Source organism: Saccharopolyspora galaxeae, assembly GCF_016526145.1.
Lineage (GTDB): Bacteria > Actinomycetota > Actinomycetes > Mycobacteriales > Pseudonocardiaceae > Saccharopolyspora_C > Saccharopolyspora_C galaxeae.
In genome coordinates this window covers 233,514-255,217 of record NZ_JADDUE010000011.1, presented here as the reverse complement: position 1 = coordinate 255,217, position 21,704 = coordinate 233,514, and the positions used below count along the sequence as shown (strand labels likewise).

The window sequence follows — 21,704 nt, the reverse complement described above, 5'->3', positions numbered from 1 at the left end:
CCACACAGCAACAACGCCGTGACGGCACCTTGACCGAAAAGATCCGTTCCATCATGCAGCACCATCGTCACCGGTTGGGCACCCGGCGGGTGCGTGACCAGCTTGCCCGGCTGGGTGAGCAGGTCTCGCACAAGCGGGTCTACCGATTGATGCAGGCCGCTGGCCTGCGATGTCGTCACCCGCGCCGCCGGCGTGCCAGCGCCCCGCAGGACGGCGAGCAGTCCGCGCTGGTCGACCTCGTCGGCCGCGACTTCACCGCCGAGGCCCCCGATGAGAAATGGGTTGGTGACATCACCTACCTTGCCACTGACGAAGGGTGGGCGTATTTAGCGACCGTGCTGGACTGCTACTCCCGCAAAATCGTCGGATGGCGCCTGGATACCCACCTGCGGACCGAACTGGCCACCGAATCACTCAGCGACGCGATCGCACGACGCAACCCAGATGGCACTATTTTTAACTCGGACCGCGGGTGCCAATACACCAGCCGATCCTTTCGGGACTTCTGTCGTTCCAACGGCATCCGCCCGTCCGTGGGAGCCACCGGTTCCTGTTTCGACAACAGCGTCGCCGAGTCCTTTTTCGCGACCCTGAAAAAGGAACTCATCCACGGGCATCACTGGGCCAGCGTCAGCGACCTGCGGGTCGCGGTTTTCCAGTTCATCGAGGGCTACTACAACCGCCGCCGGCCGCATTCCACCAATAACTACCGCACACCCGAGGAACAGGAAGACGAATTTGCCAAGCTCACCCTGACCGCGGCATAATCCAGTGTCCGCTCAAGCGGGAACACTTCAATCCGGGCGGGGTCGGCGGTCCGCATCGCCGCCCAGGTCTGCTCGGCCTCGTCGTCGCTGAGCTTGACGATCTCGGTGCCGAGCCGCTTCGCATCCGCCTCGGTGATCAAGCCGTCGTTGTCGTCGTCGAGCATGGCGAAGGTGAGGTTGGTGAGCACGCCGATGTAGAGCATGGTCGTGTCCGGCATCGTCGCGATCCTGTTGGCCATGACGGTGACGAACTGCTCGACGTCCAGGCTCCTGGGGTCGGGTACGTCCACGGGGTTGTCGACGAGCGTCTGCCAGATCTCGTTGATCGCGGTCACCATCTGCCGCGCGCGCGGAGATCCGGGCGAATTCCCGGTGAGCCCGGCGAAGCTGTTGGCGAGTCGTACTGTGTCGGCCGGGGTGACCACTCCGTCGCCATCGACGTCCAGAACTTCGAAACCCCGGACCTGCTTGCGCCGGAGCAGCGGATCTTGCTCAGCGGCCACGCCCGCGGCTGCGGCTGCGGCCCCGGAACCGGCCGTCACCGCTGCGACCGTGCCTGCCACGAGTCCGGCCGCACTGCGCAGCACGCCTCGTCGAGCCAAGGCGGACGTCGATGCTGGTTCAGGGGTTTCCATGGCGTTCTGGTTGTTTTCCAAAGATGCTCCCGATTGGTCGAAACGTCTGCGCACCGCGGGGTGCGGACGCGATGTCGAGTGCGGCGGAGATTACCGACGTTGATCACGTCCATGAATGGCTCCACCCGCGGTTCACCGAAAAGGTGACAACGAGGTCGCTGCACACGAGGGCCCGTGTCCGGTGCAGGTCGGATGCGAGGCGACACCTCGTGCGACGTTCGGCAAGCCGGTCGGGGCGATCGGATCTCAACAGCGAGTTCTGTCGCTTATCGCACGCACGAGGTCGTCGCAATCAACTGACTGTCAAATAGCTCGATCGGATGTGGTTCGGCTTTGATGTCCCGGAACGCTGTTAGCGTTCCGGGCGCAAGATCGCGAACGGCGTTTCCGCGCCGGTCGTGCTGTGCAACCGAAAGGCTCGTGGTGGCAGAAGAACCGACGGATGACGAAGCGGCGGATGTGACCCGGAGGTCGGTACTGCGCGGCACCGCGGGGCTGGCGGCAGGGGCCGTGTCCGGTATCGGGATGGCGGGGGCGGCAGAGGCCGCGCCGAAGCCGGACGCGGCGACCACGATCGCGGCCGCGGAGCGGTTGGCCGCGTCCCAGGACGCGTACCTGCGGCGCAAGCAGCTGTGGATGTTCGACGTGCTCGACGACGACGGCGACGGCGCGGTGACGCCCGCGGACACGATGCAGTTCGCGCACCGCCTGGCGCGGTTGACCGGGCACGCCGAGGACTCGCCGCGCGCGCAGCAGATGGAAGCGACGGTGAACCGGATCTGGCACGCGCTGGTGGTCAAACCCGCGTGGGTGCCGGACCCGAAGCGGCTGGACCGGGAGCAGTTCGTCACGGTGATGGCGAACAGCGTGCTGGAGACGCCGGACAAGACGCTGCAGTACATCGGTGTGGTCACGAATTTGGCGTTCGCGATGGCGGACGAGGACCAGGACGGGCGGGTCACCCGCGATGACGGGATACGGCTCGTCACCGACGTGTTGCGCGTGGAACGGCGGCACGCCGAGCACGCTTGGACGGTGGTGGACGCCGACGAGAACGGCTACCTCGGGTACGCGGAGGTACTGATGGCGGTCACCGACTTCATCATCAGCACCGACCCGCAGGCTATCGGCAACCTCGCGCTCGGCCGCATTTGACGCTGTGACAGGAGTATTCGGCGGAACCGGCCTAATCGAGCTCGCTCAGCGGGTGACGAAGCCGGCGCACTTGGTGGTGCACGAGCGGGACGGCGCGCTGGGGCTCTCGGAACGGCCGGTTCCGGGCACCGTCGGCACTGTGCCTGCCATGTATCCGGAGTGGCTGGGCGGCCAGGGCTTCACCGAGGCGCACGACGTGCGCTTCCCCTACGTCGCAGGGGAGATGGCGCACGGCATCGCGAGCGTCGAACTCGTCGAGGCGATGGCGCGGGCGGAGATGCTGGCGTTCTTCGGGGCGGCGGGGCTCGGTCCGGAGCGGTTCGACCGGGAGCTGGAACGGCTGCGAACGCGCCTCACCGGGCGGCGGAATTGGGGTGTCAACCTGATCCACCGCCCCGACGACGCGGCCGCGGAGGACGAAGTCGCAGCACGACTCCTGCGCGCGGGGGTGCCGAAGATCTCGCTGTCGGCGTTCCTGGACATCACACCCGCGGTGGTGCGGTGTGCGGCCTCCGGGCTGCGGACCGACGCGACGGGGCGGGTCATCCGCAAGACCGCGGTGTTCGCCAAGGTCTCCCGACCCGAGACGGCCGAGCTGTTCCTGTCCCCGCCTCCTCCCGACCTGGTTCGCCGACTCGTGGACAACGGTGACCTCACCGAGGAGGAGGGGCGTCTGGCCGTGCGGGTACCGGTGGCCGACGACATCACCGTGGAGGCGGACAGCGGTGGGCACACCGACGGTCGGCCGCTGGTCGCGGTGCTGCCCGCGGTTGTTTCCCTGGCACGGCGGAAGAATCCGTCGGTGCGGGTGGGCGCGGCGGGCGGCCTCGGCGATCCGGCCGCGGTGGCGGCTGCGTTCGCGCTCGGCGCCGCCTACGTGGTCACGGGGTCGGTGAACCAGATGTCGATCGAGGCCGCGGTCAGCGACGAGGCGAAGGCCATGCTCGCGCAGGCCGGGGTGGCGGACGTGGCGATGGCACCGGCGGGCGACATGTTCGAGCTTGGCGCCAAGGTCCAGGTCCTGCGCCGCGGAACCATGTTCGCCGGCCGGGCGTCGAGGCTGCGCCAGCTGTACGTCGAGCACCCGTCGCTGGAGTCGCTTCCCGCGGAGACCAGGGACTCGTTGCAGCGGGAGGTCTTCGGGGCCGCGCTGGAGGAGGTGTGGCGGCTGACCGAGCAGTACTGGTCGCGGCGCTGCCCGGCCGAGGTGGTCCGGGCGCAGGCGGACCCGAAGCACAGGATGGCCCTGGTCTTCCGCTGGTACCTGGGCAATTCGGCTACCTGGGGGGTCGATGGCGCGCCGGGTCGGCGCAACGACTACCAGCTGTGGTGCGGCCCCGCCGCGGGTGCGTTCAACACCTGGGCCGCGGGCAGCTTCCTGGCCGAGACCGGTGAGCGCACGATCGTGCAGATCGCCCGAAACCTGCTCCAGGGCGCCGCGGTGCTCACCCGCGTGCACCAACTGTGCACCTTCGGCGCCCGCCTTCCCGCGGACGCCTTCGATTTCCGGCCCCGCCCACTGGCTTGAGGAACGGCAGCATGAACATCGACCACCGGATCGCCATCGTCGGCGTCAGCGCGATCATGCCGGGTGCGCCGGACGTTGACGCCTTCTGGCGCAACGTCGTCGAGGGGCGCGACCTCATGACCGACGTCCCGGCCGACCGCTGGCTGGTGGAGGACTTCTACGACCCCGACCCGGACGCGCCGGACAAGACCTACGCCCGGCGCGGGGCGTTCCTGCCGGAGGTCGAGTTCGACCCGATGGCACTGGGGGTGCCGCCCCGGAACCTGCCTGCGACCGACACCGCCCAGCTGCTCGCCCTGGTCGCCGCCGAGCGCCTGCTGAGCGGCCTCGCCGACGCGGGGCTCGGCGATGTCGACGGTGAGCGGGTCGGCGTCTTCGTCGGCTGTTCGTCCTTGCAGCTGCTCGGTGAGATGGCGGCGCGGTGCGGACGTCCGCAGTGGCGCCGGGCGCTGCTGGACAGTGGTCTGTCCGAAGTGGACGCGGACGCGGTCTGCGACCGGATCGCCGAATACTCGGCACCGTGGCAGGAGGCGACCTTTCCCGGCCTGCTGAGCAACGTGGTCGCGGGCCGGGTCGCGAACCGCTTCGACCTGCACGGTGCGAACTTCACCGTGGACGCCGCCTGCGCGAGTTCCCTGGCTGCCCTGTCGGTCGCGGTCGACGACCTGTTGCTCGGGCGTTCCGATCTGGTGGTCACCGGTGGGGTCGACATGCTCAACGACCCGATGACCTTCCAGTGCTTCAGCAAGACCCCGGCCCTGTCGCCGACCGGCGACTGCCGCCCGTTCGACGAGGACGCGGACGGTACGATGTTGGGGGAGGGCATCGCGCTGTTCGCCCTGAAGCGCCTTTCCGACGCCGAACGGGACGGTGACCGGGTGCATGCCGTGATCCGCGGCATCGGGTCCTCTTCGGACGGTGGTGGTACCTCGGTGTACGCGCCGCTGGAGGCCGGGCAGGCGCGGGCGCTGCGCCGGGCGTATGCGACCGCCGGTTTCGGACCGGACACGGTAAGTCTGGTCGAGGCGCACGGCACCGGCACCGCCCCCGGCGACGCGGCCGAATTGGCGGCCCTGCGCTCGGTGTTCGACGCGAGCGGCCGGACCGACCGCCAGTGGTGCGCACTCGGGTCCGTCAAGTCCCAGATCGGGCACACCAAGGCCGCCGCGGGTGCGGCGGGCCTGCTCAAGACCACCTTGGCGCTGCGGCACAAAGTGCTGCCGCCGACGATCAAGGTCGACCGGCCGAACCCCGCGCTGAACTCGGCCGACAGCCCCGTCTACCTCAACACGCAGGCACGGCCCTGGATGGGCACACCCGACCACCCGCGGCGGGCGGCGGTGTCCAGCTTCGGCTTCGGCGGCTCGAACTTCCACGTCGCGTTGGAGGAGTACACCGGCGAAGCGCCCGTCGCTGTGCGCTGCGAGGCGCGGCCGGGTGAGCTGGTGGTGCTGTCCGCCGAGTCGCCGCAGGAGCTGTTCGAGCTCGACCTGTCCGGAAGCCTCCAGGCGGTCGCCCGACGAGCCCAGGAAGCCTTCCGCAGCACGCAGGAGCACCGGCTGGCGGTGGTCGCCTCGTCCACCGAGGACCTCGCGCAGCAGCTGGAGCAAGCGCGGGGTCTGGTCGGCGGGAAACCGTTCTCGACGCCGTCGGGCCTGCACTACGGCGTCGGGCGAGCTCCGGGCCGGATCGCGTTCCTCTTTCCCGGCCAGGGTGCGCAGTACGTCGGCATGGGCGCCGACCTGGCGATGCACTTCCCGCAGGCCCACGCGGTGTGGGACCGGCACGAGATCTCCCCGCTGGTGTTCCCCCCGCCGGTGTTCACCGATCACGAACGGCAGGCGCAGCGGCGCGCGCTCACCGACACCGGTGCCGCGCAACCGGCCATCGCCGCGCACAGCCTCGCGCTGCTGGCCGTGCTGGAAGCTGCGGGGGTGCGGCCGGATTGCGTTGCCGGGCACAGCTTCGGCGAGCTGGTAGCGCTGCACGCGGCGCGCGCGTTCGACGAGGACGCGCTGATGCGGCTTGCCGTGCGCCGGGGCGAGCTGATGCGGGAGGGCTCCGGCGTCATGATCGCGCTCGAGGCAAGCGCGGACGAGGTGTCGGACCTCCTCGAGCGCCAACGGATCGGTGCGGCGTGGATCGCCAACCACAACGGTCCGCGCCAGGTCGTGGTGGCCGCAACCGCCGAGGCGGGCGCGCGGGTGCACGAATACGCCGCCGCGGCGGGGATGGCCGCGCGGACGCTCGACACCTCGGCCGCCTTCCACAGCCGCCTGGTCGCATCGGCGACCGAGCCGCTGCGGGAATTCCTGTCCGGGGAGACGGTTCGCGCGCCGCTGCTCGACGTGTACGGGAACGCGGCGGCAGCGGTGCATCCGGTGGAGCCTGCCGAGATCCGGCGGGCGGTCGCCGACCACGTCGCCGCACCGGTGCGGTTCGCCGAGATGGTGCAGGCGATGCACGCCGACGGTGTGCGGATCTTCCTGGAAGTGGGGCCGGGTGGCGCGTTGACCGGCCTGGTCAAGGAAAATCTCGCTGATGGCCATGTGATCGGGCTCGACCGCGCGGGCCGCAACGGGGTGACCGGACTGCTCGACGCGCTCGGAAAGCTCTGCGCGCTGGGGGTACCGCTCGACCTGGACGGGTTGTGGCACAGCCCGTCCAAGCACGAACCCGCGAAACCGGTAATGCCCGTGCTGATCAGCGGGGCCAACCACGGCAGGCGCTACCCACCGAACCCGCAGTCGCCGCCGACCGTGCCCGCACCGGCGCTGTCCGGCTCCGCGTCCCAGGACGGCGAACCGCGGGAGGGCGGGACTCCGGACGGCGACACGATGCGCGCGGTGGCGCAAGCCCAGCAGGAGATCGCCCGCGCGCACGCTGCGTACCTGAGCATGGCCGAGAAGTCGATCGACGCGCTGACATCGCTGGAACCAGCAGCCGACCACGGTGCCGGACGAACCGCCGGGACCCCACCGGCCACCCGGACCACCTACCGGCCCGCATCGTCCGGGCAACCGGCGATGCCCGAGCCACCGGCGATGCCGGAGCCAGAACCTGCCGTGCGGGCCGAAAAGGTGCTGTCGGAACCGGTTGCGCCGTCCACACCAGCGGTCGTCCCGGCCCCGGCTCCCGGCGCCGCGCGCAACGTCGGCGAATTGGAGCCGCTGGTGCTGAACGCCGTCGCCGAGAAGACCGGGTATCCGGTGGAGATCCTGGCACCGCACATGGAGCTGGAAGCCGACCTCGGCCTGGATTCGATCACCCGCGCGCAGGTCCTGGCGGTCCTGCGCCCGATGTTTCCGCAACTGGAAGCGATGGACCGGGAACGGCTCGCTCCGCTGCTGACCTTGCGCACGCTCGGCGAGGTCGCCGACCGCTTGCGCGAGCTGCTGGACGCACCCACCGGCCCTGTCGTCAGCGGCCCCGACCAGACGATCCACCGGCACGTGCAGACCTTGCGCCGCTCGCCCGCACCGGGCAGACCTTCGGAAGACATCGGGAGCCTGCTGATCACCGACGACGGCGCCGGAATCGCCAAGGAGACAGCACGGCTGCTCGGCGCCCGCGGCGTCCGCGCGCAGGTGGCCACCGCGGCTGACCTCGCCGCACCGGACGCCGCCGGTTTGGTGTTCCTCGGGGGACTCGCCGAGGTCGATTCCGCAGACGATGCACTGGCCGTCCAGCGCGACGCCTTCCGAGCCGCGCAGGCGATCGCGCCGCGGATGCGAGCCGAAGGCGGTGTGTTCGTCACCGTGCAGGACACCGGCGGCGGTTTCGGCTACCGCGCCGCGCAGCGGCCCTGGCTCGGCGGCCTTGCCGCGCTCGCCCGCACCGTCCGCTGGGAGTGGCCGCTCGCCTCGGTCAAGGCCATCGACTGCCGACGCGGGGAGCGGGCAGCGGAGGAAGTCGCCGCGGCCATCGTCGACGAACTGCTCACCAGAGGCCCGGACCTCGACGTCGCGCTCGGCGCGGACGGAACGCGGTGGACGCTCGACCTCACCGAGGCGTCGGAACCGGTTGCGGCCGGGGACTTCGGCGCGGACCCGGTGATCGTCGTGTCGGGTGGGACCGGAACCGTCACGGCGGCGGCCCTGCGCGAGCTCGGCTCCCGCCACCGGGCGCGCTTCGTGCTGCTCGGCCGTGGCTCCGCCCGCGAGGTGGAGGGGCTGGACCAGGTCCACTACGTGCGGGCCGACGTCCGCGATGTCGAAGCAGTGCGGACGGCGCTCGCGGAGGTGCGGGCGCAGTGGGGTCCGATCACCGGCGTCATTCACGCGGCCGGGGTGCTGGCCGACCGGCGCGTGGAGGACAAGACCGAGGAGCAGTTCGACGCCGTGTTCGGCACCAAGGTCGACGGCCTGCGGGCACTGCTCGAGGCCACCAGCGAGGACCCGTTGCGGCTGCTGTGCGTGTTCTCGTCCGTCGTCGCGGCGACCGGGAACGCCGAGCAGTGCGACTACGCGATGGCGAACGAAACCCTCAACCACGTGCTCGCCGCCGAGCAGCGCGCTCGGCCGGACGCGGTGGTCCGCTCGCTGCTGTGGGGGCCGTGGGAAGGCGGCATGGTCACCCCCGAGCTGGCCGAGGTGTTCCGGCTCGGCGGTGTCGACTTGATACCCCTGCACGCCGGAGCGCGGGCCTTCGCCGGGGAGTTGACCGCGACTGCGGACGATCCTCGCGTGCTGATCACCGCCGGCCGCTCGCTGGCGCGTCTCGGGGAGGTCGCCGATGGCTGACCCGGACCACTTCGAGGTCATGCCCCGCGCTCCGCGGTTGCACCAGCTCCCGTCCGCGCCGGCGAGCGCCGCGGAGCTGATCTCCGAACAGCTGCGGGTGGCCACCGACCTCAACGAGCGCTTCCTCGCAGCCCAGGGAAGTCTTCGCGCTCGAGGGCCCGCGCCCACCGCCGAACCGGCCCGCACGGCGCAGTCCGCGGTCGAGCTTGACGGCTGGTACGTCGACCGGGCGGGCCGGATGATGGGCGGAGCCGTGCTGGACGAACTGCTGGCAGTGTGGCCACAGCGCGAAGGCGCGTTCGACGGTGAACTCGTCTTCCACCACGCCTTGCCCGCACCGGGTGATCAGCTGCTGAGCTCGTTGACCGCCACCGGAGCGGCGCTGCAGGGCGGTGTGCACGGCTACTTGTCGTTGCATGGCAGCCTGTCGGACGACCTCGACCTGAGCCTCCCGCCCGAGCACCGGGGCGCGGCCTTCGATGCCGATGCGGTCACGGCTTTCGCCGAGGGGCGTCCGGCCGACTGCTTCACCGGCCCGGAGTGGGAGTTCACGCGCGCCCACGTCCGAAGCCCCGGACTCGGGTCGCGACGCGCCCTCCTCCTTCGTGAAGTCATTTCGTTCGCTCCCGACCTCGCGCTCACCGCGATCGGCCGCACCCCGCCGAATGAGTGGCGGTCACCAGCCGCGCTGTTGGAAGGCGGGCTCCAAGCGATGGCGTTCCAGCTCACCGCGACCGGTGCCACGGTCCACCGCGACGGCTGGCGGTTCGAGCCGCTGCCGGACGCACCCGTCCGCCTCCGGTCGCTCCTCAACACCCCCGGCGGAACGCCCCGGTACCACCTCACCGTGCGATCACTTGCCGGCACGACCGCGCGAGCGGACCTGGTCTGCACCATCGACGCCCAGGTGGTGCTCTGCGCCGAAGGACTCGCGGTCCACCTCGTCGCGGACACGCCCCTGGAGCACTGGCAACTCCTCGGCCCACCCGCGGTTCAGCGCACCGGCGATCCGGTTCCGCTCAGCGCGCTCGCCGGACTTCGCGGCCACGAGGACCCGGCCGCCGCGACCACGGGCCGGACTCGTCTCGACCACGCGGCGATGCTCACCGCAGCATGGGGGAGGAGGACTGAGCTCTTCCCCGGTGCCGGCGACGACGCGTTCCGGCTGCCGGGCCCGCCGTACCTGTTCATCACCAGGGTCGCCGAGCTGTCGGCGGTCTCGGGAGACGTCCGGCCCGGCAGCCACCTCGTCGCCGAGTACGACGTCCCCGAACACGTGTGGTTCCGCGAGCAGAGCGGGACGGTGCCGGTCGCGGTGCTCATGGAGGCCGCGCTGCAGCCCTGCGGTTTCCTTGCCGCCCTGATGGACGACGCGGCGGCCGACGGGCAGCAGCGGATCCGCAACCTGGACGGCCGGCTGTCAGCGGTCCGCGAAGCGCCCCCGGACATCAGCACGTTGCGCACCGCGGTCGAGTTCACCGGGCTGGATCGCTGGGACGGCACGGCGATCGAGACGTTCCGGATCAGCTGCGAGGCCGACGGCGTCATCGTGCTCGAAGGCACTGCGGTCTTCGCCGTGACACCCGCGGACCAGCTGACAGCCCGGACCGGTCTGCCGGTGACGGACGCGGACCGCGACCGCCTCGCCATGACCTGCGATCGGCCCGGCATCGACCTGCGATCCCGTCCCGCGCGCTTCTTCGGGCGGGCCGCCCGCCTGCCCGGTCCGATGCTGCTGATGCTCGACCGGCTCACCGGATACTGGCCTGACGGCGGCTCGGCCGGGCTGGGGCGGCTGCGAGCCGAGTGCGATGTGCGGGCCGACGCCTGGTACTTCAAAGCGCACTTCTTCGGAGACCCGGTGCAGCCCGGTTCGCTCGGTGTCGAAGCGATGTGCCAGTTGCTGTCCTGCTACCTGATCGAGCGCGGTGTCGGCGACGGTTTCCGCTTGGAGCCCGTCGTCCCCGGCGCGTGGACCTACCGCGGCCAGGTCGTGCCGTCCGACGCGCTCGTCACCATCGAACTGGACGTGCTGGAGGTCGAGTTGGAGCCCGGCGGCGGGCACGCGGAAGCCGAGGCTTGGCTGTGGGTGGACGACCGCAAGATCTACCACGTCCCCCGGCTGCGGGTCCGCGCGCTGCCAGGCGCACCCGATTCACCATCCATTGTGGATACCGTGCTGGACCCGCGGGCGGACGTGTGGCTGGCGGATCACTGTCCTACCTGGACAGTCCCTGCGGTCCCGCTGATGTCCACCGCCGACGTCCTCGCCCGTTGCGCCGGAGACCGCGCCGGTCGTCCGGTACGGGTGCTGCGCGATCTGAGCGTGCAGCGATGGCTGCCCGTCACCACCCCGGTCCGGCTTCGCGCGAGCTGCACCGGCGAGGAAGGACGGCTCGCGGTCTGGCACGAAGCGGGCTCGCTGTCCAGGTTCGTTCCGGTGGCCACCACGACGGTCGGCTTCGAGCCGCCGATCCGCCCGGCTCGCTTCGCCCCGCTGGCGGATCCAGTGGACGTGCCGGATCCGTACGAGAACGCGAACCTTTTCCACGGTCCGAGCTTCCAGCACCTGACGGCGCTGCGGATGGGCTCGACCGGTTCCAGCGGCGTCCTCGACGCCGAACGCGGCTCGGTGCCCCGCGGCGCGCTGCACCAGGGGCTGCTGGACGCCGCCTTGCACACCATTCCGCACGACGAACTGCACCGGTGGGAGCCGGCCGTAGGACCCGCGCGGCTGGCGTTCCCGCACCGGCTGAACCACCTCGCCGTGTTCGATCCGCTGCCGGACCACGGCGAGATCGAGGTCGAAGCACGTCTCGTGGGCGCGCTGCCGGACGACCTCGTCGCGATCGACATCCAGATGTGCCGGGGAGAACACGTGCTGGTCGCCTTCCAGGTCGTCGTCATGCACGTGGCGGCCGGGCCGCTCGCCGCGGTGTCCGCTCCGGAGCGCCGGGCCTACCTGCGCGACGCCGTGCCCGACTCCCGCCTCTTGCTGACCGGTTCCGACGGCGTGCTGCGAAGGCGCGATGTGGAACGCAGCGACGCGCTGCCGGGGACGGCCAACGTCGTCTACGGCCTGCCCGCCGGTACCCGCGCCGCGGACTGGCTTCCGCACATCGCCGTCAAGGAGCACATCGCGCGCGCCACCGGCGTTCACCCGCGCACCGTCGAGGTCACCGGCCTCGAGGACGTCAGCTGGGACGACGACTCCGCCACCGTGAGGACCCCATGATCCTGATCACCGGAGCCTCCGGTGCCGTCGGCTCCGCCCTGCTGCGCGAGCTGGACGGCGTCGACGAGGTCATCGCGCTCACCCACAACAAACCGGTCGGCACCAGGTCGGTGCGCGGCGACGTGACCCGGCCCTGGCTCGGGCTCCACCCGGCCGACTACCGCGACCTCGCGGCCGAGGTCGACGTGATCGTGCACTGCGCGGCGGCGGTCAACTTCTCGGCCTCGCACAAGCACTTGCACCGGGTCAACGTCGTCGGCACCGGTCACGTCCTGCGGTTCGCCGAGGACGCCGGTGCCCGTCTCGTGCACGGCTCCACGGCGTTCGTCGCTCGCGCGGGCGACGGAACTCCCTTCGACGCGTACGCCGCCACGAAGGCCGCCGGTGAGACCCTGGTCCGCGAATCCGGCTTGCCCGCCTGCATCGCCCGCATCTCCACCGTGATCGGTGACTCCCGGACCGGCGACATCCCGCGGCTGCAGGCATTCCACAACCTGCTCGGCTTCGCCCTCTCCGGCCGGCTTCCGTTCCTGCCTTGTACGCCCGGCACCCGCGTCGACCTCGTTCCTCGGGACGCCGTCGCTGGTGCGCTGGCCGCTCTCGCCCACGACCATCACGCGCACGGCGAGCGCTGGATCACCGCCGGCCCCGCCGCCTTGCCGATCGACCGCGTCATCGACATCGCCTGCGACGTCGCTGCCGTCCGCGCCGAGTACGACGAAGACCTCCGCGGCCTCGACCAGACGATCTTCCGCACTCGCCTCATCGACTCCGCCACGGCGGCCACAGTCATCAACGCCGTCCTGGCCCGCACCTCCAGCTCTGCGACACCCAGCATCATTCAGCGCGCCGCCGACCTGATGATCGCCTTCGACGATGCCGAGCCGTTTCCCACCTCGCTGGGCCGAATCACCTCCGGGCCGCCTGCGCTAACCGTCGAATCGAGCGAGACCGCCCTGCGCCACCAGATCGACTACCTCGCCGAACTGCCCCGGGAGACGTGGGAGCTTTCGTGACCGGCTCCGGCCGGTCGAGCGATGATCGTCATCGGCAACTGGGAGGACGACCTCGACACGGAAAGGGTCGACAGCGTCCTGCGCGCCTCGACCGCCGAGCGCGAACAGAGCGAAGCCGAGCACGACGCGACCGAATCCCACGACACCGACCGGCCCGCCACACTCGACACGAGCACCGAACCCCGCCGTCATGGCCATACCAGCACTCGGAACCGCCCGCCCGGTGAGCCGAAGGACCGCTATGTCCGCGAAGACCACCTGCTAGTAGAGGTGGCGGCCACGATGACGAAATTGGCCATGGCCTGTCCGGCACTGTCGTCCGAGGGCTGTGCTGACGACCTCGCCCGGGTTCCTGCGCGACAGGGGAACATTGTCATCATCTACACCCAGGAAGGCGCGGTCGTGACAGCCGACCGGGCCTGACCAGTGACAACGACGTCACTTGTCTATGGGGTAACAATGTGTCCGAACTCCAGTCCCGCTGCGTGGCGGATCCGCGCAAAGCGCGTCTTCATGCCTCGATCGTAGCGTGGGGTTCGCGGGTGTTGTGCAAGGTCGTTTCATTCATCGGCGTGTGCACTCGGGAGTCGCTGGGTGCGTCGGTGGCTGGTACCCGCGCCTGCTGCCGACGACCGGATGATCGCGCTGTCCTTGCGGTATCGCCGTGCTCTGTGAGCTGGACTTTCTCACGTCACAGCGGTGGGCGAGGGGTGAGCTCGGTACTCGCTCCACACCTGCAGGTCCGTGCTGATCGATCTTGTTCCTGTCGAGATGACAAAATTCCGTAGTAGGGTCGGTGGATGGCTCACGTCTCCCGTGCCAGGCAAAAGGTTGCGGTGACCGCCGACCTGGTGATCCTGACGATCCGTGAAGGCCGTCTCTGTGTGCTTCTCGTCGAGCGCGCCGGGGAACCGTTCGCAGGTTCCCTCGCGCTGCCCGGAGGCTTCCTGCGCGGTGCCGAGAGCTTGGAGGACGCCGCAGCACGCGAGTTGGCCGAGGAGACCGGGATCGCAGCTGCGAAGCTTTACTTGGAACAGGTAGGGGTCTACTCGGAACCTGGCCGTGACCCGCGCAGCCCACGAACGATCACCTGCGCGTTCCTCGCCGTCGCTCCCGACCTGCCTCTGCCGGTACCGGGGTCCGATGCGCGTGCGGCGGACTGGTATCCGGTCACAGAGGCCCGCGCGACCCGGTTGGCGTTTGACCACGATCGGATCCTGGGCGAGGCGATCGAGGCAGCTCGGGACAAGTTGCAGTTCACCAGCTTGGCGACAGCTTTCTGCGGTGAAGAGTTCACGATCGGTGAACTCCGCGAGGTCTATGAGGTTGTGTGGGATGTGGAGCTGGACCGGCCGAATTTCCACCGCAAGGTCACCGATGCAGACGGATTCGTGGTCCCAACCGGTGGTCGACGCCCTGCAACCACTGGTCGCCCCGCCGCCGTCTACCGCGCTGGGCCGGCGGAGCTGCTGATCCCACCGATGATGCGGCCATCCGCTACCAAGCTGTGATCGGAACGCGCCGGAGGCGCGATCCCCGTTTTCGGGTTCGCGAACGAGTATCCGGCGAGAGCACCGCCGACCACCGCGCCTGCGAGGAAGGCCGCGACGACGGTGCGCACTACCAGGCGTAATGAGCAGTGGATCTTCATGCTGCACCTCTTTTTGTCATGATGACTTTTACGTTGATTTCCGAGAGTTGCACCATCACGGCTTCCTGTCAATGCAACAAAAAGGGGGCGCTAGGACCTTCTGCCGACTGGCTTACAGCACGGTGTAAGACCGGCGATCGCGGGCGGCGAGTGCCGCCCGCGTGCGGCATCAGTGGCGGTAGCCACTAGCGCCCCTACCGGCCGCTCGCGCGGCGAGCCGCAGGGAATGGCTTAACGGGCGCGCAGGAGCGCAGGATGCAACAACGTCGCAGGGCCGCAGCGGTAGAGTGCCGCCGGACGACCGCCGTATCGGGTTGTACGCTCCCCGGTCGGCACCAGGAAGTCAGTGACGCTCGTGATCTTGCGATGGAAGTTCCGCGGATCGAGCTGCTGTCCCCAGATTATCTCGTAGATCCTGCGCAAGTCGGTCATCGTGAACTCGGCCGGGCAGAACGATGCCGCCAGTGTCGTGTATTCGATCTTGCTACGCGCTCTCTCGACCGCATCCTGGATGATCCGGACGTGGTCGAACGCCACCTCCGCCGAACCTTCCAGCGCCTTCTTGACGGGCGTCCACGCCGCACGGCGGGCATCGCCCCCCGCCACTGGGTCGGGCAGATCGGGAACGAATGCCAGGTAGCAGATCGAAATCACCCGTCGCCGCGGATCCCGCCCCGGCGCGCCGTACGTGCGCAGCTGCTCCAGGTGCAACACCGCGGGCGTGAGTCCGGTCTCCTCGGATAGCTCGCGGGCCGCCGCCACGTCGATGTCCTCGGCGTCGTCGAACAGGAATCCGCCGGGAAGCGCGAGCATCCCGGCGTAAGGCTCGATACCGCGCTCGACAAGCATAATCTGCAGCGCTTCGTCACGAACTGTCAGCACGGCCAGGTCGACCGCCACCGCGACATCGGGGATCGTCCAGCTGTCCTCGACCATTGCCCGGCACCCCCGGACGCGCTAGCAACAAGTGCAGATCCCGCGCGGACGTCTGTCCACAAAGAACAGCCTACTAGGCGGCTTTGGAGCCGCTCGCGGTGACTTATCGTCATGTTGACGATAATGGTCGCACTGGGCTAGCGTGCGTCTCGCCGCAGCGACCGGCGCTTCCGGCCCGCATCGAGAGCCGGAAGCGCACAGATCGGCATCCAGGTCGCGCGAGCAGTCCCGGCTGAGCATCTGAGCAGGACACGACATTTCCACTCGTCGAGGAGTAGATATCGTGATCGTGATCTTGACGGCTTTAGAGATCGAATACGCGGCGGTGCGCGAGCACGTGGCGAACTGCCGCTTACACGAGCACCACAAGGGCACGCTCTTCGAAGTGGGCGAGCTCAGGGCTCGCCCAGAGCAACAGGTGGCCCTGGCGTCGTTGGGGATGGGAAACACCAACGCAGGAGTGCTGACCGAGCGGGCCATCAACGAGTTCCGGCCCAGCGCGTTGCTGTTCGCCGGTGTCGCCGGTGGGCTTCGAGATTGGCTCAAGCTGGGAGACGTCGTGGTGGCCAGCCACGTCTACGCGTATCACGGTGGGAAGAGCCAGGACGATGGATTCCGGGCCAGACCGCGGTCCTGGGACACTCCCCACAGGATCAGTCAGACCGCGAAGCACATCTCTCGCGGACCCGATTGGCGCCGCTCTCTTCCGGCGGACGGCGAGTCCGCGAATGTCCACTTCGGACCCATTGCGGCCGGCGACGTCGTCCTCAACTCGCGAACCTCGCCGCTGGCCCGGCAGTTGGACGAGCGTTACAACGATGCGATCGCCGTGGAGATGGAAGGTGCGGGCGTCGCGCTCGCTGGCCATCTCAACGAAGGGACGCAGACGGTCACGGTGCGTTCGATCAGTGATCCCGCGGACGGCACCAAGGAGACCACTGACGCGGCCGGATCGCAGACGCTCGCCGCACGCAACGCGGCGGCCTTTGCTATTGCGCTTACCGCCAGGCTCGACGATCGCGGAGACGATGATGCCTCCCGCCGCGACGGTCCAGCCCGGCCTTCCCCGTTCTCTGCGCCGGTGCTGATGGACAATGCTCGGGCCGTCCAGGTGACCGGAACCCATTACGGGTCGAGCCACTTCGGTACTGCGTTCTTTGGGGGCGACTCGTGACCGGTCCGGAGCAGGCGAATCCCGAGGCGTGGCCGAACAGTCCGACGGCGGCTGGCAATGCGCACGTCGGCCAGATGAGCGGTGTGCACAACGGGGACACTGCGTTCCACTACGGCGATACCACATACCACATCAACCAGGACGACCCCCCGGAGGTCAAGGAGGAAGTCGCACTGCGACACCTCGACGGCGGCACGCCCCGCCCTGCGGAAGAGGTACTCAAAGGTCTACTGCGGACAGGACACGCAACCAGCAAGCTCGCCTACTACTACGCGCTCGCGGTCTTCAGCGAACGATCTCTCACCGAGGTCGGCGAGTCGGTTCTCCAGGAGTTCGACATGGCGCGCAAGACAGCGGCCGGATTCGGACGGGACGGCTGGCGGGATGCGATCGACGTCGTGCAGGAGCTCGTGCACCGGGCGTGGAACGACGATGCGGCGGACTCATCCGAGCCACAAGCGAAACCGTCGTGGGAGGCCCAATTCAACGCACTGGACCCGCGGAGACGCAACGAGATCACCCGGCACCTCGGTCTCATCGTCGACGGTGTGGTGCAGGAGTACCTCGAGGAATCCGAAACGGACCGGATCTTGCACGAACGGATGCAACCAGACCGCGCCGGACGTGCCTGGAAGTTCTTCGAACCCGATCCCGCCCACCCGGTGCCGTTCACTCGTGGGCGCACCCTGATCCCTGCCGAGACGCGACTGCGCGCCTGGGGCGGGGCGTTTGCTGCGCTGTGCGGGCTCCTCGGCCTGGTTCCATCACTGGCGGGGCTCGATGGGCTGTTCGCGGCGGTCGTGCTGGGATGTGGTGGGTACCTGGCCTGCCGCTACGAACTGATTTGCACGGAGTCCGCGTTCCTAATTGCTCGGAAGGACGATGAATTGGCCGCCGAGGTCCCGCAGGGGCCTCCGCAGTCGCCGGGGCACTGGGTCACGACCAAGTTCGTCGAGGAGATCCATCGACGGGTTGACGCGAGATTCACAGCACACCGCCCGCACGTCGCGGGCAATTGGGCGACAGTGAGCCGTTGCATCCGGGCACGCCTCACCTACCGGCTTGCTTCCCTCCATGGGAACCGCAGGCTCGATCCGGAGCAGCTCGACTGGCTGATCGACTGGCACGCACGAGACTGCAGCCGCCGGTGGGCGAACGGAACCCTCTTCGGTTACCGCACGAAGCTCGCTCCGCCGCGGCGCGCGGTGCTGCTACGGAGGTGCGGTATCGCGGCGTCCGCGTCGGGACTGCTTGTTCTCGTCGGCGCGGGGGTCGTCCTGCCTGCGTTCATGGTCGGCGTAGGCGGCTACTTCGCGGTGGTCAACTTCGTGACCATCGTGGCCACGCGCCGCACAGACGCAGCCCAGGAGGCAGAGGATGCGGCCTTGTTCGAGAAGGAGCTCCAGGAACACCGGCGATGGATGCAGGTACTCGCGGACCGGCCGGACGACCCGGAGATGGGGCGCTGGCTCGATCTGGACAAGGCGTACTTGAAGAAGGCCGCGTTGAAAACCTGCGCCTTGACCGTGCGCGACCTGATGGAATACGCCCTGACTATCGAAAAGATGCCGAAGGCACGACAGGCAGCGGTCCCTGGCGGACCGCCACGCTGTGACCATTATGCGGTGAAGATCTTCCTGCTCACCCGCGGCGGTGTCCGTCTGGTCGAGTTCGATTTCGACTTCCTTACCGGGAAGCGTTCCGGCGAGCTGCGGAACGGCTTTCGGTACCATGCGCTGACGTCGGCCACTGTCACCGAAGCGGGCGTTCGCGCCGCCTCCCCGAACCGGTATTCGGTCGAGCAGGGCGTCGGCGACTTGGAAAGCGTGCGCCTGCGCAGCCGTGCGCTGCGGTTGAGCCTGAACAACGGAAACGATATCGACGTGATCGTGAACAAGTTCAACCGGCCTCGTGACCTCGGCGTCGTCAGCGAGGACGATCTGCGGGCACGGGAGCTGCACGTCGCCGGTGTTTCAACCACATTGCAGATTTTGGAGGCTGTGGCGTCTGAGGGGAACAGTTGGATGCAGCGGGAACAGGAACGCAGGAGCCGGATTCGGCGACGAAGGCGGGACATCGACTTCGGCGGTCTCGAAGGTTGACTCACGTCCGCAGTGGACTGAGCAAGGCCGAGCAGACCCCGAGCTGGGCTCGTGTCCCTCAGTCCAGTTGGACGTAGATGTAGGTACGGATGCACCGTCCGAGTTCGAGGGTGTTGTGCAGCGCCTGCTTCGCCGAAGATCCCGCGACGATCAGGGACGTGTCCAAAACGGACGGGCTGCACGGCATGTGCGGCATTCTTCGCGAGGAGGCGTCCCTGACGCTGCATACCCTATGCAACCCCAGTGCCCTGCCAGTCCGGTGGCGGTTGGATCGGCGTAGCGGGTCTGAAGGTCGGACCGCTCGGTCACCACGATACCGAGCCCAACGCCAGCGCGGACGAGCTCACGCGCTTCCTGACCTGTGCGCGTAGAGGCGCGTCCATTCGGGTGGAGGGTGATTGGCGCCGTGTCATCGGGTGCGGTCGGGTGCGTTTCGAGTATCGGCAGGGTGGTGGTTGGGATGTGAGGTGTGGTGTGTCGGGAGTCGAGGATCGAAGCGTGATCGAGCAAGCCGTGGGGCGGCGACGGCGACAAGGGCGACCTCGGGAAAGCGCCCGTGCGCTGGGGTTGCGTTTTGCGTTTTACGGTCGGATGTCGACGACGGAGTTTCAGGACAGGCGGACGTCGTCGGGGGTGGCAGCGTGAGGTGGCCGAGGATCTGGTCGCCGAGCATGGCGTGATCGTGGCCGAGTACTTCGACGTAGGGTGTTCTCGTCGGCTGTCGTGGCTGAAACGTCCGTCTGCGGCGGCGTTGCTCTGTGAAGCCGCTAGCGATGGTCGTGGTTTCGACGCGGTTGTGGTGGGGGAGTACGAGCGGGCGTTTTCCGGGGGCCAGTTCCACGCTGTGTTGGGGATGTTGGGGCGGTGTGGGGCGTCGGTGTGGTTACCGGAGGCAGGTGGCCCGGTGGATCTGGACGATCCGGCGCATCGTGCGTTGATGCTCATGCTGGGGGCTCAGTCGCGGCGGGAGGTGTTGCGTGCGCGGCATCGGGTGTTGGCGGCGATGCAGGAACAGGCCCGTTCACAAGGCCGGTCCCTGGGTGGCAGGCCACCGTTCGGATATCGGTTGGCGGCTGCGGGTCCGCACCCGAATCCCGCACACGCAAGGTGGGGCCGCACGCTTCAGAACCTCGAACCCGACCCTGCTACCGCGCCGTGGGTGGCCTGGATCTTCCAGCGGAGAGCGAGAGGTCACAGCGCGGCCCGTATCGCCCGAGAGCTCAACGAGCGGGGTGTGCCGTGCACTTCGGGTGCGGACCGTGCGCGGAATCCGCACCGGCGGTCACACGTGTGGATCGTGCGCACTGTGATCGGGACTCTGGAGAATCCTCGCTACACCGGGCGGCAAGTGTGGAACCGGCGCGGCACTGCACGGCACAGCCGCGGCGATCCCGATCCCGGAGGCGACCCGGCAGTGCAGGACTGGGCGATTTCGGACAAGCACGCGCATCCGGCTCTCGTGGACGACGCGACCCTTTCTCCGCAGTCCAGGGCATGCGCGCGCCCAGGAGATCCCATGATGGCGGCACCCGCAGCTACGCGCTGGCCGGGCTGGTGACATGTGCGGCGTGCCGGCGGCGTATGGACGCACATTGGGTCCACAACCGTGCCGGATGTCGCTGTCGCCACGGGCACAGCAGCGCGCGTACCCGTTCACCGGAAGCGCCGAAAAACCTCTATGTGCGCGAAGACCACCTGCTCGCAGGAATCCAGGAGCAACTCCCGGGCGCCGCGCACGGCAGCGACACCGCACTGGTCGACCATCTCCAAGCGCACGGACTCGTGATCGTCTGCTTCGCCGCAACCTGGACCATCGAACCCGCTGCGACTCCGCGCACGCGAGGACCGGAGCCCGAGCAGGGGAGCCAACTCCCGCTGACCTTCCCAACCCCACTCCCGTGGGGTAAGTGAGTGTCCGAGGGCGAGTTGCGCACTAACCACACGCATCGAGCTGTCGGTGACCGAGTCTCGGCGCGGTTAAGCGGCTGTCCCGTCTGTCCGAGCGGATTCGATGCAGAGGACGCGGAGCGGGACTTTGATGAGCTGCTTTGACGACTCCGCGGCCGGCGACACGGGACACCCGGCGGGCTAGTTCCGGGTGCTGGCCGAGCACTGGGCACTGCTCAGCCAGCTCGGTGATGTGACCGAAAAAAACTGGTGTGGACCAATGAATCCGCCGTTGGTCAGTGGCGGGCCGGCAACCCAGTGCTAACCGAGGCGATGAGCGCCTACTACCGGGCACGCTGGGAACCTCGGGCATCCAGCACCGCCCGCCTGATCGGAGGCCAAGGGTTTGGTGGGGCGGACAAATGCTGCAGGGTGGCGCTGCGGTCGGTCGATGCCCCGGTGGAACGCTGCGACCTATCCGACTACGACCGCCTGCTGGACGAGCCCAGCACGGGCGGCCATGAGGAGGTGTCGCGTGATGCCTGCCGCACGACTGCACCGGAACGCAACGTGTCCTCGGAGATCACTTTCCCCGCGCCTGCCCTGAAGATACCGTCGCGCTACCCGGCGCCGTGGAACGCTTGGCGGAGCGGGTACGAGCGAAAAGCTGAGCACGGGCACGGGCTTTCGGGAGAACAGCCGAACGGCAGTGCAGTCCGCTCGGGCTGCCGCTCATGAGCACGTTGGCCCCGGCCGATGGTATTGCTATGCCCACCCAGTCATCGCCGGACTGCACGCCGCGGAGTCGATCAGTACCTGGTATCCCTTGCACCAACAGGCGCACAGAGCTCGGAGATTGCTGTTCACCAGCATGTG

Annotated in this window: 13 protein-coding genes; 11 read left to right on the top strand and 2 right to left on the bottom strand. The window is 68.7% G+C overall.

All coding sequences use genetic code 11. From position 1 onward, the window contains the following. The coding region (locus INP57_RS24100; RefSeq protein WP_200072599.1) for an IS3 family transposase at positions 1-767 on the top strand (767 nt) is incomplete at its 5' end. Here INP57_RS24100 and INP57_RS24095 read toward each other — a convergent pair. After that, a complete protein-coding gene (locus tag INP57_RS24095; RefSeq protein WP_200072598.1) occupies positions 707-1,369 on the bottom strand; it encodes an EF-hand domain-containing protein in 663 nt (220 codons plus the stop codon). The genes INP57_RS24100 and INP57_RS24095 overlap by 61 nt on opposite strands. Positions 1,370-1,927: 558 nt before the next feature. Between INP57_RS24095 and INP57_RS24090 the strand changes: the two genes are divergently transcribed. From INP57_RS24090 to INP57_RS24060, 7 genes are all read left to right on the top strand, one after another. Further along, positions 1,928-2,557: an EF-hand domain-containing protein gene (locus INP57_RS24090; RefSeq protein ID WP_200072597.1), complete on the top strand. Its 630-nt coding sequence runs from the start codon at positions 1,928-1,930 to the stop codon at positions 2,555-2,557. A 52-nt stretch (positions 2,558-2,609) separates the two neighbouring features. Then, positions 2,610-4,085 (top strand): PfaD family polyunsaturated fatty acid/polyketide biosynthesis protein, encoded by a 1,476-nt coding sequence (locus INP57_RS24085; RefSeq protein ID WP_307850252.1) that lies wholly within the window; start codon positions 2,610-2,612, stop codon positions 4,083-4,085. A gap of 11 nt (positions 4,086-4,096) precedes the next feature. Beyond that, positions 4,097-8,827 carry a type I polyketide synthase gene (locus INP57_RS24080; RefSeq protein WP_200072596.1) on the top strand — a complete coding sequence of 1,577 codons (4,731 nt, stop codon included), beginning with the start codon at positions 4,097-4,099 and terminating at the stop codon, positions 8,825-8,827. Then, positions 8,820-12,062: a hotdog family protein gene (locus INP57_RS24075; RefSeq protein WP_200072595.1), complete on the top strand. Its 3,243-nt coding sequence runs from the start codon at positions 8,820-8,822 to the stop codon at positions 12,060-12,062. Before INP57_RS24080 ends, INP57_RS24075 begins: the two co-directional genes overlap by 8 nt. Beyond that, entirely contained in the window at positions 12,059-13,078 is a 1,020-nt protein-coding gene (locus INP57_RS24070) for an SDR family oxidoreductase (RefSeq protein WP_200072594.1), read from the top strand. The genes INP57_RS24075 and INP57_RS24070 overlap by 4 nt, the downstream gene beginning before the upstream one ends. Positions 13,079-13,099: 21 nt before the next feature. Next, positions 13,100-13,501, top strand: a complete 402-nt coding sequence (locus INP57_RS24065) for a hypothetical protein (RefSeq protein WP_200072593.1) — start codon at positions 13,100-13,102, stop codon at positions 13,499-13,501. Positions 13,502-13,878: 377 nt separating this feature from the next. Beyond that, on the top strand, positions 13,879-14,589 hold the full coding sequence (locus tag INP57_RS24060; protein WP_200072592.1) for an NUDIX hydrolase: 711 nt from the start codon (positions 13,879-13,881) through the stop codon (positions 14,587-14,589). Between the two features lie 371 nt (positions 14,590-14,960). Here INP57_RS24060 and INP57_RS24055 read toward each other — a convergent pair whose 3' ends face one another. After that, complete coding sequence (locus INP57_RS24055; RefSeq protein ID WP_200072591.1) at positions 14,961-15,665, bottom strand: NUDIX hydrolase; 705 nt, start codon at positions 15,663-15,665, stop codon at positions 14,961-14,963. A gap of 283 nt (positions 15,666-15,948) precedes the next feature. On the opposite strand from INP57_RS24055, the gene INP57_RS24050 reads away from it, so the two are divergent. From INP57_RS24050 to INP57_RS24040, 3 genes are all read left to right on the top strand, one after another. Then, positions 15,949-16,839 (top strand): 5'-methylthioadenosine/S-adenosylhomocysteine nucleosidase family protein, encoded by an 891-nt coding sequence (locus INP57_RS24050; RefSeq protein ID WP_200072590.1) that lies wholly within the window; start codon positions 15,949-15,951, stop codon positions 16,837-16,839. Then, positions 16,836-18,941 carry a hypothetical protein gene (locus INP57_RS24045; RefSeq protein ID WP_200072589.1) on the top strand — a complete coding sequence of 702 codons (2,106 nt, stop codon included), beginning with the start codon at positions 16,836-16,838 and terminating at the stop codon, positions 18,939-18,941. The genes INP57_RS24050 and INP57_RS24045 overlap by 4 nt, the downstream gene beginning before the upstream one ends. Positions 18,942-19,794: 853 nt before the next feature. Further along, positions 19,795-20,499 (top strand): recombinase family protein, encoded by a 705-nt coding sequence (locus tag INP57_RS24040; RefSeq protein ID WP_374220965.1) that lies wholly within the window; start codon positions 19,795-19,797, stop codon positions 20,497-20,499. Positions 20,500-21,704: the final 1,205 nt, after the last annotated feature.